This window comes from Enterobacter sp. 120016 (assembly GCF_018383635.1).
Taxonomy (GTDB): Bacteria; Pseudomonadota; Gammaproteobacteria; order Enterobacterales; family Enterobacteriaceae; genus Enterobacter; species Enterobacter asburiae_D.
Window position 1 is genome coordinate 258,834 of sequence record NZ_JAHAWC010000002.1, and the last position, 13,250, is coordinate 272,083.

Consider the following 13,250-nt stretch of genomic DNA (forward strand, 5'->3'; position numbering starts at 1 on the left):
ACATTGTGGCATGATGGAAGAAATAACTATGATTTTATGCCATTTTGCACAATTTTCAGCCAATGGCATAATATGCAATAATTTGACGAGTTAATGATTCTCGTCTATGGCCCTATCAGGCTGGCACAGGATACCCGATACGGGGTAGAGATGACAAAATATTTTGAACGTTGTCATAGCTTGTTGTGGTTTTGCACGAAAATTTTAATTTTTATATGTGAAGTTGAGGTACAGCCATGTCGACACCAGAAAACCCGTCCGTAAATTTCTTTAGTCTGTTTCGTCGGGGACAGCATTACGCAAAGACGTGGCCGATGGAAAAGCGCCTTGCGCCTATGTTCATTGAGAATCGCACCATTCGCGCCACGCGCTATGCGATTCGCTTTATGCCGCCTGTCGCTGTCTTTACGCTGTGCTGGCAGATTGCGTTGGGCGGGCAGCTTGGTCCTGCGGTCGCGACGGCGCTCTTCGCGTTAAGCCTGCCGATGCAGGGCCTGTGGTGGTTAGGAAAACGGTCCATCACCCCGCTTCCCCCTTCTATTTTACACTGGTTTTATGAAGTGCGCGGAAAACTGGAGGAGGCCGGACAGGCGCTCGCCCCGGTTGAAGGCAAGCCGGATTACCAGGCGCTGGCGGACACGTTAAAGCGCGCTTTTAAGCAACTGGATAAAACATTCCTCGATGACTTGTGATTGATCATCGAAACGACGACGAAAAGAAGGCACAGTAACAATCAGTTACCGTGTCTTTTTTTTAAAGTGCAATGCGCTACAGGAGTCGAAAGATGGAAATGACCCATGCTCAACGTCTGATTTTGTCTAACCAGTACAAGATGATGACTATGCTTGATCCCGATAACGCTGCGCGCTACAGCCGCCTGCAAACCATCGTAGAACGCGGTTTTGGTTTGCAAATGCGCGAACTGGACCGCGAGTTTGGCGAGCTGAAAGAAGAAACCTGTCGCATCGTGATCGACATTATGGAGATGTATCACGCCCTGCACGTGTCCTGGACGAATCTCAAAGATCAGCAGTCCATTGACGAGCGCCGCGTGACCTTCTTAGGCTTTGATGCCGCAACGGAAGCGCGTTATCTGAGCTATGTTCGCTTTATGGTGAATACAGAAGGGCGTTACACCCACTTTGACGCGGGCACCCACGGCTTCAACGCGCAGACCCCAATGTGGGAGAAATATCAGCGTATGCTGAGCGCGTGGCACGCCTGTCCGCGTCAGTACCATTTAAGCAGCAACGAAATTCAACAAATCATTAATGCCTGACGGAGGTGCGTGTGCAGTGTAGAGGTTTTCTGTTTGATCTGGACGGTACGCTGGTGGATTCGCTGCCGGTTGTGGAGCGTTCATGGTGCCATTGGGCTGACCGACATGGCATCGACCATCAGGACGTGCTGAATTTTATCCATGGCAAACAGGCCATCACCTCGCTACGGCACTTCCTGGCCGGACGCTCTGAGGACGAAATTCAGGCGGAGTTCAAATACCTGGAACACATTGAAGCCACGGATACGGACGGCATCACCGCCTTACCGGGCGCGCGCGAGCTGCTTGAGCATCTGAACGAAGCGCAGATCCCGTGGGCGATCGTCACCTCAGGCTCCATTCCCGTCGCCCACGCCCGTCATAAGGCGGCAGGTTTACCGAAGCCAGAAGTGTTTATCACTGCGGAGCGCGTTAAGCGCGGTAAACCGGAGCCCGATGCATTTTTACTGGGAGCTGAACTGCTGGGCCTCGCCCCCGCAGAGTGTGTGGTAGTAGAAGATGCGGCCGCTGGCGTACTGGCCGGGCTGAACGCCGGAAGCCACGTTATCGCGGTGAATGTTCCGGCGGGATCCCCCCGGCTGGAGGAGGCAGACTTTGTGCTGGATTCACTGACGGCGCTGGCCGTTTCGAAAGCCTCTGACGGAGTTGTAACCGTCTCGCTAAAAATGTAATCACATGATATAGCCCCACATTGCTGGGGCTTTTTTATGGCACAATTTCTCCTCTCCCACTGACAAGGACATGTTGTGAACGGTGAACTGATTTGGGTCCTGAGCCTGCTTTTAATCGCCATCCTTCTTTTTGCAACGGGCAAGGTACGCATGGACGCCGTCGCCCTGTTTGTCATCGTCGCGTTTGTGCTGAGCGGTACGCTCACGCTGCCGGAAGCCTTCTCCGGGTTTAGCGATCCCAACGTTATCCTGATTGCCGCCCTGTTTATTATCGGTGATGGGCTGGTGCGTACCGGCGTGGCAACCATCATGGGATCGTGGCTGGTGAAGGTAGCGGGCAGCAGCGAAACCAAAATGCTGATCTACCTGATGGTGACCGTCGCCGGGCTGGGGGCGTTTATGAGCTCAACGGGCGTGGTCGCCATCTTTATTCCGGTGGTGCTGAGCGTCTCCATGCGGATGCAGATCTCGCCGTCGCGCCTGATGATGCCCCTGAGTTTTGCCGGTTTGATCAGCGGAATGATGACGCTGGTGGCAACGCCGCCGAACCTGGTCGTCAACAGCGAGCTGATCCGGGAAGGATTCGAGGGCTTCAGTTTTTTCAGCGTCACTCCGCTTGGGCTGGTCATTCTGGTGCTGGGCGTGGTCTACATGCTGCTGACCCGGTTTGCCCTGAAAGGTGAAAAACAGGATAAAAATAAAGAAGGGTGGAAGCGACGCACCTTCCGCGATCTGATTAAAGAGTACCGTCTCACCGGGCGCGCGCGCCGTCTGGCTATTCGTCCCGGTTCGCCGATGGTGGGACAGCGCCTGGACGACCTGAAGCTGCGTGAGCGCTATGGCGCAAACGTGATCGGCGTAGAGCGCTGGCGTCGTTTTCGCCGGGTGATCGTCAACGTCAACGGGGTGTCGGAATTCCGCGCGCGGGACGTCCTGCTGATTGATATGTCCACCGCGGACGTGGATCTGCGCGAGTTTTGCAGCGAGCAGCTGCTGGAACCGATGGTGCTGCGCGGGGAGTATTTCTCCGATCAGGCGCTGGATGTTGGCATGGCCGAAGTATCGCTGATCCCGGAATCGGAACTGTTGGGTAAAACCGTGCGGGAAATGGGGTTCCGAACCCGCTATGGCCTAAATGTCGTGGGGCTGAAGCGCGATGGCGTGGCGATGGAAGGGGCGGTGGTGGATGAGCCGATCCTGCTGGGCGATATCTTCCTGGTTGTCGGTAACTGGAAGCTGATTAGCCAGCTCGGGCAAAAAGGGCGCGATTTTGTGGTGCTCAACATGCCTGTAGAGGAGAGCGACGCCTCCCCGGCGCACAGCCAGGCGCCCCACGCGATTTTTTGTCTGGTGCTGATGGTGGCGCTGATGCTGACCGACGAAATCCCCAATCCGGTCGCGGCAATTATCGCCTGCCTGTTGATGGGCAAATTCCGCTGCATTGACGCCGAAAGCGCGTATAAAGCCATTCACTGGCCGAGCATTATTCTCATCGTCGGGATGATGCCCTTCGCCCTGGCGCTGCAAAAGACCGGCGGGGTGGATCTGATCGTTAAAGGCTTAATGGACGTTGGCGGCGGGTATGGGCCGTACATGATGCTGGTCTGTCTGTTTATCATGTGCGCCACCATCGGTCTGTTTATCTCCAACACCGCGACGGCGGTACTGATGGCGCCGATTGCGCTGGCGATGGCCAAATCCATGGGCGTGTCGCCGTATCCCTTTGCGATGATGGTCGCAATGGCGGCCTCCGCGGCGTTTATGACGCCAGTATCTTCACCGGTGAATACGCTGGTGCTGGGGCCCGGGAATTACAGGTTCAGTGATTTCGTGAAGCTGGGCGTGCCGTTCACCGTGCTGGTGATGCTGGTATGCGTGGTGTTGATACCGGTCCTGTTCCCGTTCTGAGTATTTTGCCGGGTGGCGGCTGCGCCTTACCCGGCCTACAAACTAAAAATTACAACGGTGAATCCTGGCTAATCTCATCCAACGATAAATGGAAGCTCGGCACAAACACCTGCATAAAGTAATCCATCTCTTCGCTGCGGCGGGATTCCAGCGTTTTTTCCAGACGCGTTTTTGCCAGTAAAAATTCGTTATTCCCCGCAGACAGCTCTTCCAGACACTTCAGGTAGGCGCAGAGCGCGTCGGCCTGTTTGACCAGCGATTTTTCATCTTCCGTGTACTGATGCTCATCGATGAGCGGCTCAAAGATGTCGCGCAACTCGTCCGGCACCATGTCAATCAGCTTCTGCTGGGCAATCTTCTCGATGGCCTTATATTCCTGCGCAATCTGCGAGTTGAAATATTTCACCGGCGTAGGCAGGTCGCCGGTCAGCACTTCTGACGCATCGTGGTACATCGCCAGCAGGGCAATGCGCTCTGGATTGACCTGACCGTTGAATTTGCGGTTTTTAATGGCGGCCAGCGCGTGAGCGACCATCGCAACCTGCAGACTGTGCTCTGAGACATTTTCCGTGCGGACATTGCGCATCAGCGGCCAGCGGTTGATGAGTTTCAGGCGGGAGAGGTGGGCAAAGAAATGACTCTGACTCATAGGTTACCTTTTGTCTTCACTGCGACAGGCGTTCATTGTGCGGGGAGGGGAGGGAAGATGCAAATCTGAAGGTGTTGTAGGCCGGGTAAGCGCAGCGCCACCCGGCAGAAAGCCAGCGTTACTGATGATAACCGGACAGGAAGCGCCCGAAGCGGCTGATGGCCATTTCGAGATCATCTTCGCGCGGCAGCGTCACGATACGCACGTGATCCGGCCACGGCCAGTTAAACGCCGTACCCTGAACCAGCAGCACTTTTTCCTGCAGCAGGAAATCGAGCACCATTTTCTGGTCGTCGTGAATATTGAAGCGCTTCGCGTCAATTTTCGGGAACATATAGAGTGCGCCATTCGGCTTCACGCAGGAGACGCCCGGGATATCGTTGATCAGTTCCCACGCGCGGTTGCGCTGTTCGTACAGGCGACCACCGGGAACGATGAACTCGCTAATGCTCTGATAGCCACCCAGCGCCGTCTGGATCGCGTGCTGCGCCGGAACGTTGGCACATAAACGCATGGAGGCCAGCATCTCCAGCCCTTCAATATAGCCTTTGGCGTGCTTTTTCGGACCGTTTAATACCATCCACCCCTGACGGAAACCGGCCACGCGGTAGGTTTTAGACAGGCCGTTAAAGGTGACGGTCAGCAGATCCGGGGCCAGCGCAGCGATTGAGTGGTGCTGCGCCGCGTCGTACAGGATCTTGTCGTAGATTTCATCGGCAAAGATGATCAGGTTGTGCTGGCGGGCGAGCTCGACGATCTCCATCAGCAGCTCTTTTGAGTACACTGCGCCCGTTGGGTTGTTCGGGTTAATGATCACGATGCCGCGCGTGCGGGGCGTAATTTTTGCGCGAATATCATCGAGGTCCGGGAACCAGTCAGAGGACTCGTCGCACAGATAGTGCACTGCTTTACCGCTGGACAGTGATACGGCAGCCGTCCACAGCGGATAATCCGGCGCGGGTACCAGCATTTCGTCCCCGCTGTTCAGCAGCGCCTGCATCGCCTGCACGATCAGTTCAGAGACGCCGTTGCCAATATAAATATCTTCAACGGTAACATCACGCATACCGCGTGCCTGGTAGTGCTGCATGATGGCTTTACGTGCGGAGTAAAGTCCTTTTGAATCACAATAGCCTTGTGCAGTAGGAAGGTTGCGGATCACATCAACCAGAATTTCATCCGGCGCTTCAAAACCAAATGGCGCAGGGTTACCAATGTTGAGTTTCAGAACCTTGTTGCCTTCTTCTTCAAGGCGTTTTGCCTCTTTCAGAACCGGGCCGCGGATGTCATAACAGACGTTATCTAGCTTGCTGGATTTTTCGATAGGGGACATGAACCTTTAACCTTTTCGCTATTATTGCCACTCCCTGCCGTGGAAGTCAGCACGGAATAATGTACTCCCCCCTCGCTTCGTTTTGAAGGGTGTGCAGTAGAAGATTTTGTGCCGGGAGTAAAATTTTGATAAATCTTTTTCGCTGTGTGTGTGCTTTTATGCTGGCGTAAAGTTGTGCTCACAGCGTCGCGTTAGGTTAAATGTGCTATTCATTTGTCAAAATTGTGTATATTGTGCTGGTAAAAATAAGTGGGAAGCAGGACAAAGGTGGCAATCACCCTGAGTGACATTTCGTTAAACCTGAATGCTTGATACATGTTCCTGTAATAGCATACTGTGGCTAAAAGTTACTCATGTGAAATTAATGTTAAGTGCCATTAATGAATGGTCTTAATCTAAATTAAAATTTATTTATTATTAACCTAAAAAATGCAACTTTAGTTAATTCTAATAAAATTAGTTTAGAAGCTTAACATTCTTCTTTAATCCTCAATATTGCAATAAGACTTATAAATAAAGTGGATTTGGGTTAAGATGTCTTTCAGGAAAGCAGAGGTCAGAAGCATGCTTTTTGTATATCTGACGCTGTTTTTCCGAATTAATTGATTGTTATTGTTGGAGTTATCTCTGGCTGGAATGTGTCGAACATCTCCTGCTACGTTGACAGCGCTGCGATAAAGATGGCAGAAAAGGTGTTACACCTTTAATGTAATTTACATAAACCTGCGAACATCTAAATATCCTGAACGTTTAAGAGAATAAAAATAACGTCATGAAACGTGCTTTCTGACTGTTGATATAAAGCAGCACAATAACTATCTGTCAGGCAGTCTGCCGGGCCGGGATGCGAGGGAAAATCTTCAGAGGGAATTGCTTAACTGTACACACACAGCTTCAACCCGGGCAGCTCCGCACGAGCAACCTGAAAGTGAATAGATATGATAAATGCAAATCGTCCGATAATGAATCTCGACCTCGATCTGCTGAGAACGTTTGTTGCGGTCGCCGATCTCAACACTTTTGCAGCAGCTGCTGCCGCCGTTTGCCGAACTCAGTCCGCCGTCAGCCAGCAAATGCAGCGGCTGGAGCAACTGGTTGGTAAAGAGCTTTTTGCGCGTCATGGGCGTAATAAGCTCTTAACGGAACACGGTATTCAGCTTCTGGGTTATGCCAGGAAAATTCTTCGCTTTAATGATGAAGCATGTATGTCATTAATGTTTAGCAACCTTCAAGGGGTGCTAACATTAGGCGCATCTGATGAGTCAGCGGATACTATATTGCCGTTTCTTCTCAACCGTATTAGCTCGGTTTATCCGAAGCTTGCGCTGGACGTTAGCGTAAAGCGTAATGCCTTTATGGTTGAGATGTTAAATGAGAATAAAGTTGACCTGGTGGTGACGACGCATCGTCCCGGGCAGTTTGATTGCCTGACGCTGCGCACATCGCCTACGCACTGGTATTGCGCAGCCGAATACGTGCTGCAAAAAGGCGAGCCGGTTCCACTGGTCTTACTGGATGACCCGAGCCCGTTCCGCGACATGGTGCTCACGGCGCTGAATGAGGCCAACATTCCGTGGCGTCTGGCGTATGTGGCTTCCACGCTGCCAGCGGTCCGTGCCGCCGTGAAGGCCGGTCTGGGCGTAACGGCCCGTCCGGTAGAGATGATGAGCCCCGATCTGCGCGTCCTTGGGAAATCCGATGGTCTTCCTGCGCTGCCGGATACGGAGTATCTGCTCTGCCACAATTCGTCCAGCCATAACGAGTTGGCCAAAGTGGTGTTCGAGGCGATGGAAAACTACCATAACCCGTGGCAGTTCGAGCGCGTTACCTCCGAAGGGGGGGACGACTCCCTGATCGTTGAAGGGGATTTTGAGTGATCGATAGCTCAAAATTCTGGTAACAAAATGTAAGTGTAAAAAAAAGCCACTCGTGTGATTTTCACATGCAGTGGCTTTTTTTTAGCAATAATACCCGCTTATGGCGCATGGATTTTCAGGATATCCTCTATTTATCAATGAGATAAATGCTTTTGCTTAAAACTTGTCCGTTTTCCGTTCTAACTTCATCCACATCCCTCTCATGTTAAAAAAACAGGAAATATGTTGCCGTTTTCCAGGTTGAATTAACAAAAGCGTGTCTCAGATCAAGAAAATACTCCTATTTGGGGGGAGGAATCGTTGGCAAATCCTGTCAAAATAGGAGGGTTATTTTTTTTACTTCCGAAACGGACACGATTCAACAACATACATTTGACGGAAAGTCATGCACCCACCAGGGTTAAAGGGCACCAAATGTTAATGAGAATCGCTCGATGTAATTTAATGTGAAGAAACCTTTGTTAAAGTTGACAATAGGTTATAGAAAGGAGTAAAAAACCCCATCATTTTGCTGTCTACGTCTCATTTCTGACAGTTAGTGTAAGGTTATTTGTTCCTCCCCATGAATCGATGTGATGCCCATCTGCCAGCAAGAGCAGTGTCGTTGGTATCACTTTTGATGAGTAAGCAATGAGTATGTCAACATCCACAGAAGTCATCGCTCATCACTGGGCATTCGCAATCTTTCTTATTGTAGCCATTGGCCTGTGCTGCCTGATGTTAGTCGGCGGCTGGTTCCTGGGCGGTCGCGCCCGTGCAAGGCACAAAAACACACCTTTCGAATCAGGTATTGATTCAGTAGGTTCCGCTCGCTTACGCCTGTCTGCCAAGTTCTATCTGGTAGCCATGTTCTTCGTCATCTTCGACGTGGAAGCGCTTTACCTTTTCGCATGGTCAACGTCCATCCGCGAAAGTGGTTGGGTGGGCTTTGTCGAGGCCGCAATTTTCATTTTAGTGCTACTGGCCGGTCTGGTTTATCTGGTGCGTATTGGCGCGCTTGACTGGACGCCTGCGCGTTCACGTCGTGAACACATCAACCCGGAAAACAGTATCTCTAATCGTCAGCAGTAACAGCGAGGCAATAAGATGGATTATACGCTCACCCGCATAGATCCTAACGGTGAGAATGACCGTTACCCCCTGCAAAAACAGGAGATCGTAACCGACCCCCTGGAGCAAGAAGTCAATAAAAGCGTGTACATGGGCAAACTCGAACATGCCATGCACGATATGGTCAACTGGGGTCGTAAGAACTCCATCTGGCCGTACAACTTTGGCCTTTCTTGCTGCTACGTTGAAATGGTGACGTCATTCACTGCGGTGCATGACGTTGCGCGTTTTGGGGCAGAGGTACTGCGTGCTTCCCCACGTCAGGCTGACCTGATGGTGGTAGCCGGTACGTGCTTTACCAAGATGGCACCTGTTATTCAGCGTCTTTATGACCAGATGCTGGAGCCTAAATGGGTTATCTCCATGGGCGCATGTGCAAACTCTGGCGGTATGTACGACATCTATTCCGTCGTGCAGGGCGTAGATAAGTTTATTCCAGTGGATGTGTACATCCCGGGTTGTCCGCCACGTCCGGAAGCTTACATGCAGGCGCTGATGCTGCTGCAGGAGTCTATCGGTAAAGAACGTCGCCCACTGTCGTGGGTTGTTGGCGATCAGGGTGTGTATCGCGCGAACATGCAGTCTGAGCGCGAGCGTAAACGTGGTGAACGTATTGCCGTCACCAATCTGCGTACGCCTGACGAAATTTAATTTGCGCCTGTAGGCCTGGAGAACACCTTCGCATATCACTACTCAAATAGCGCGAAGCCAGGCTCAACAGTCACCACGGACCATTTGCAATGGTGAACAATATGACCGACTTAACCGCGCAAGAAGCCGCCTGGCAGACCCGGGATCATCTGGATGACCCAGTCATTGGCGAACTGCGCAACCGTTTTGGGCCGGATGCCTTTACTGTTCAGGCTACCCGCACCGGGGTACCCGTTGTTTGGGTGAAGCGTGAGCAATTGCTGGAAGTTGTCGATTTCCTCAAGAAATTGCCAAAACCGTACGTCATGCTGTTTGACTTACACGGCATGGATGAACGTCTGCGTACCCACCGCCAGGGCCTCCCTGCTGCGGATTTTTCCGTTTTCTACCACCTGATCTCAATAGACCGTAATACGGATATCATGCTCAAGGTGGCATTGTCTGAAAACGACATGCATCTGCCGACGATCACCAAACTGTTCCCGAACGCCAACTGGTACGAGCGTGAAACCTGGGAAATGTTCGGCATGACCTTCGACGGCCACCCGCACCTGACGCGCATCATGATGCCGCAGACCTGGACCGGCCACCCGCTGCGTAAAGACTACCCGGCACGTGCAACCGAATTCGATCCGTTTGAGCTGACCAAAGCCAAGCAGGATCTGGAGATGGAAGCGCTGACCTTCAAGCCGGAAGACTGGGGCATGAAGCGCGGTACCGACAACGAGGACTTCATGTTCCTCAACCTCGGTCCAAACCACCCGTCTGCGCACGGTGCATTCCGTATTATTCTTCAGCTTGATGGCGAAGAGATTGTCGACTGCGTGCCTGACATCGGCTACCACCACCGTGGTGCTGAGAAGATGGGCGAGCGTCAGTCCTGGCACAGCTACATTCCGTATACCGACCGTATCGAGTACCTCGGCGGCTGCGTCAACGAGATGCCATACGTGCTGGCCGTTGAGAAACTGGCGGGAATCGTTACGCCGGATCGCGTTAACGTGATTCGCGTCATGCTGTCAGAGCTGTTCCGTATCAACAGCCACCTGCTGTACATCTCCACGTTCATTCAGGACGTCGGCGCGATGACTCCGGTCTTCTTCGCCTTTACCGACCGTCAGAAAATCTACGATCTGGTAGAAGCAATTACCGGTTTCCGTATGCACCCGGCCTGGTTCCGTATCGGCGGTGTGGCACACGATCTGCCGCGTGGCTGGGACCGTCTGCTGCGTGAATTCCTCGACTGGATGCCAAAACGTCTGGCGTCTTACGAGAAAGCCGCACTCCGCAACACCATCCTGAAAGGCCGTTCCCAGGGCGTTGCTGCCTACGGCGCGAAAGAAGCGCTGGAGTGGGGTACGACAGGTGCAGGTCTGCGTGCGACCGGTATTGATTTCGACGTGCGTAAAGCCCGTCCTTACTCTGGCTACGAGAACTTCGACTTTGAAGTCCCGGTGGGCGGCGGTGTTTCCGACTGCTACACCCGCGTGATGCTGAAAGTAGAAGAGCTGCGCCAGAGTCTGCGCATCCTTGAGCAGTGCCTCAACAACATGCCGGAAGGCCCGTTCAAGGCGGATCACCCGCTGACGACGCCACCACCGAAAGAGCGCACGCTGCAACATATCGAAACCCTGATCACCCACTTCCTGCAGGTTTCCTGGGGTCCGGTCATGCCGGCGCAAGAATCCTTCCAGATGATTGAAGCGACCAAGGGTATTAACAGTTACTACCTGACCAGTGACGGCAGCACCATGAGCTACCGTACCCGCGTGCGTACGCCGAGCTTTGCGCACCTGCAGCAGATCCCGTCCGCCATCCGCGGCAGTCTGGTCTCCGACCTGATTGTGTATCTGGGTAGTATCGATTTTGTTATGTCAGATGTGGACCGCTAATTATGCACGAGAATCAACAACCACAAACCGAGGCTTTTGAGCTGAGTGAAGCAGAACGTGCCGCCATTGAGCATGAGATGCACCACTACGAAGACCCGCGTGCGGCGTCCATTGAAGCGCTGAAAATCGTACAGAAACAGCGTGGTTGGGTGCCGGATGGGGCGATCTATGAGATCGCGAAAGTGCTGGGTATTCCGGCAAGCGACGTAGAAGGCGTAGCCACGTTCTACAGCCAGATCTTCCGTCAGCCGGTTGGCCGCCATGTGATCCGCTACTGTGACAGCGTTGTCTGCCACATCACCGGGTATCAGGGCATCCAGGCTGCGATTGAGAAGAAGCTCAATATCAAGCCGGGCCAGACCACGTTCGATGGACGCTTTACTCTGCTGCCAACCTGCTGCCTGGGTAACTGCGACAAGGGGCCGACCATGATGATTGATGAGGACACTCACAGCCATCTGACGCCGGAAGCGATTCCTGACCTGCTGGAGCAGTACAAATGAAAACTGTAATTCGTACTGCTGAGACGCATCCGCTGACCTGGCGTCTGCGCGATGACAAACAGCCGGTATGGCTCGACGAATACCAGAGCAAAAACGGCTATGCCGGTGCGCGTAAAGCCCTCGGCGGCATGGCGCCGGATGACATCGTTAATGCGGTGAAAGACTCCGGCCTGAAAGGGCGCGGCGGTGCGGGCTTCTCCACCGGTCTGAAGTGGAGCCTGATGCCGAAAGACGAATCCATGAACATCCGTTACCTGCTGTGTAACGCCGATGAAATGGAGCCGGGCACCTATAAAGACCGCCTGCTGATGGAACAGCTGCCGCACCTGCTGGTGGAAGGCATGCTGATCTCCGCGTTTGCGCTGAAAGCGTACCGCGGCTATATCTTCCTGCGCGGTGAGTACATCGAAGCGGCGGAAAACCTGCGTCGCGCGATTGCCGAAGCTACCGAAGCGGGCCTGCTGGGCAAAAACATCCTGGGTACCGGGTTTGACTTCGAACTGTTCGTGCACACCGGCGCCGGGCGTTATATCTGCGGTGAAGAAACCGCGCTGATTAACTCCCTGGAAGGCCGCCGTGCGAACCCGCGTTCCAAGCCACCGTTCCCGGCAAGCTCCGGCGTATGGGGTAAACCGACCTGCGTAAACAACGTTGAAACCCTGTGTAACGTTCCGGCTATCCTCGCCAACGGCGTGGAGTGGTATCAGGGCATCTCCTCAAGCAAAGATGCCGGTACCAAGCTGATGGGCTTCTCTGGTCGCGTTAAAAATCCTGGCGTCTGGGAACTGCCGTTCGGTACCACCGCACGTGAAATTCTTGAAGACTACGCGGGCGGCATGCGCGATGGCCTGAAATTTAAAGCCTGGCAGCCGGGTGGGGCAGGGACAGACTTCCTTACCGAAGCCCACCTTGACCTGCCGATGGAATTCGAAAGCATTGGTAAAGCAGGCAGCCGTCTGGGTACGGCGCTGGCGATGGCCGTCGACCACGAGATCGGCATGGTCTCGCTGGTGCGTAACCTGGAAGAGTTCTTCGCCCGCGAGTCCTGCGGCTGGTGTACACCATGCCGTGATGGCCTGCCGTGGAGCGTGAAGATCCTGCGTGCAATCGAACGTGGCGAAGGCCAGCCTGGGGATATCGAGACGCTTGAGCAACTGTGTCGATTCTTAGGCCCGGGTAAAACCTTCTGTGCCCACGCACCGGGTGCCGTCGAACCTCTGCAGAGCGCGATCAAATATTTCCGCGACGAGTTCGAAGCAGGCATCAAGCAGCCGTTCAGCAATACCCATGCGATTAATGGGATTCAGCCGAACCTGCTTAAAGCGCGCTGGTAACGACAAGAATTTTGATTAACGCTCGGTTTCGACCGAGCCAACT

At 53.3% G+C, this 13,250-nt stretch carries 12 protein-coding genes; 10 read left to right on the plus strand and 2 right to left on the minus strand.

Annotated elements, in window-relative coordinates:
- The first annotated feature begins 236 nt into the window (after positions 1-236).
- The 4 genes from yfbV (at position 237) to KIF87_RS05510 (ending at position 3,858) form a co-directional block, all read left to right on the plus strand.
- On the plus strand, positions 237-692 hold the full coding sequence (gene yfbV / locus KIF87_RS05495) for a terminus macrodomain insulation protein YfbV (RefSeq protein WP_023312543.1): 456 nt from the start codon (positions 237-239) through the stop codon (positions 690-692).
- Between the two features lie 92 nt (positions 693-784).
- Entirely contained in the window at positions 785-1,279 is a 495-nt protein-coding gene (locus KIF87_RS05500) for a YfbU family protein (RefSeq protein ID WP_023312542.1), read from the plus strand.
- A gap of 11 nt (positions 1,280-1,290) precedes the next feature.
- A complete protein-coding gene (locus KIF87_RS05505) occupies positions 1,291-1,950 on the plus strand; it encodes a sugar phosphatase (RefSeq protein WP_045402709.1) in 660 nt (219 codons plus the stop codon).
- 75 nt (positions 1,951-2,025) lie between these two features.
- On the plus strand, positions 2,026-3,858 hold the full coding sequence (locus KIF87_RS05510; RefSeq protein ID WP_213328141.1) for an SLC13 family permease: 1,833 nt from the start codon (positions 2,026-2,028) through the stop codon (positions 3,856-3,858).
- Positions 3,859-3,907: 49 nt separating this feature from the next.
- Here the strand turns inward: KIF87_RS05510 and yfbR are convergent, their stop codons facing one another.
- Both yfbR and alaA read right to left on the minus strand, forming a co-directional pair.
- Positions 3,908-4,507 carry a 5'-deoxynucleotidase gene (gene yfbR / locus KIF87_RS05515; RefSeq protein WP_023312539.1) on the minus strand — a complete coding sequence of 200 codons (600 nt, stop codon included), beginning with the start codon at positions 4,505-4,507 and terminating at the stop codon, positions 3,908-3,910.
- A gap of 118 nt (positions 4,508-4,625) precedes the next feature.
- Entirely contained in the window at positions 4,626-5,840 is a 1,215-nt protein-coding gene (gene alaA / locus KIF87_RS05520) for an alanine transaminase AlaA (protein WP_008500204.1), read from the minus strand.
- Positions 5,841-6,778: 938 nt separating this feature from the next.
- Here alaA and lrhA point away from each other — a divergent pair.
- The 6 genes from lrhA to nuoF all read left to right on the plus strand — a co-directional run bounded on the left by lrhA (position 6,779) and on the right by nuoF (position 13,207).
- Positions 6,779-7,717 (plus strand): transcriptional regulator LrhA, encoded by a 939-nt coding sequence (gene lrhA, locus KIF87_RS05525; protein ID WP_021241557.1) that lies wholly within the window; start codon positions 6,779-6,781, stop codon positions 7,715-7,717.
- A gap of 630 nt (positions 7,718-8,347) precedes the next feature.
- Entirely contained in the window at positions 8,348-8,788 is a 441-nt protein-coding gene (nuoA, locus tag KIF87_RS05530; RefSeq protein WP_014171000.1) for an NADH-quinone oxidoreductase subunit NuoA, read from the plus strand.
- Between the two features lie 15 nt (positions 8,789-8,803).
- A complete protein-coding gene (nuoB, locus tag KIF87_RS05535; protein ID WP_003861482.1) occupies positions 8,804-9,478 on the plus strand; it encodes an NADH-quinone oxidoreductase subunit NuoB in 675 nt (224 codons plus the stop codon).
- A gap of 89 nt (positions 9,479-9,567) precedes the next feature.
- Positions 9,568-11,370 carry an NADH-quinone oxidoreductase subunit C/D gene (gene nuoC / locus KIF87_RS05540; protein ID WP_023312537.1) on the plus strand — a complete coding sequence of 601 codons (1,803 nt, stop codon included), beginning with the start codon at positions 9,568-9,570 and terminating at the stop codon, positions 11,368-11,370.
- A gap of 2 nt (positions 11,371-11,372) precedes the next feature.
- Positions 11,373-11,873: an NADH-quinone oxidoreductase subunit NuoE gene (gene nuoE, locus KIF87_RS05545; RefSeq protein WP_006176513.1), complete on the plus strand. Its 501-nt coding sequence runs from the start codon at positions 11,373-11,375 to the stop codon at positions 11,871-11,873.
- Complete coding sequence (nuoF, locus tag KIF87_RS05550; RefSeq protein ID WP_023312536.1) at positions 11,870-13,207, plus strand: NADH-quinone oxidoreductase subunit NuoF; 1,338 nt, start codon at positions 11,870-11,872, stop codon at positions 13,205-13,207. Before nuoE ends, nuoF begins: the two co-directional genes overlap by 4 nt.
- The last annotated feature ends 43 nt before the right edge of the window (positions 13,208-13,250 follow it).

Coding starts and splice junctions, on each gene's coding strand:
- yfbV (WP_023312543.1), top strand. CDS start 237: ATGTCGACACCAGAAAACCCGTCCGTAAATTTCTTTAGTCTGTTTCGT.
- KIF87_RS05500 (WP_023312542.1), top strand. CDS start 785: ATGGAAATGACCCATGCTCAACGTCTGATTTTGTCTAACCAGTACAAG.
- yfbR (WP_023312539.1), bottom strand. CDS start 4,507: ATGAGTCAGAGTCATTTCTTTGCCCACCTCTCCCGCCTGAAACTCATC.
- alaA (WP_008500204.1), bottom strand. CDS start 5,840: ATGTCCCCTATCGAAAAATCCAGCAAGCTAGATAACGTCTGTTATGAC.
- lrhA (WP_021241557.1), top strand. CDS start 6,779: ATGATAAATGCAAATCGTCCGATAATGAATCTCGACCTCGATCTGCTG.
- nuoA (WP_014171000.1), top strand. CDS start 8,348: ATGAGTATGTCAACATCCACAGAAGTCATCGCTCATCACTGGGCATTC.
- nuoB (WP_003861482.1), top strand. CDS start 8,804: ATGGATTATACGCTCACCCGCATAGATCCTAACGGTGAGAATGACCGT.
- nuoC (WP_023312537.1), top strand. CDS start 9,568: ATGGTGAACAATATGACCGACTTAACCGCGCAAGAAGCCGCCTGGCAG.
- nuoE (WP_006176513.1), top strand. CDS start 11,373: ATGCACGAGAATCAACAACCACAAACCGAGGCTTTTGAGCTGAGTGAA.
- nuoF (WP_023312536.1), top strand. CDS start 11,870: ATGAAAACTGTAATTCGTACTGCTGAGACGCATCCGCTGACCTGGCGT.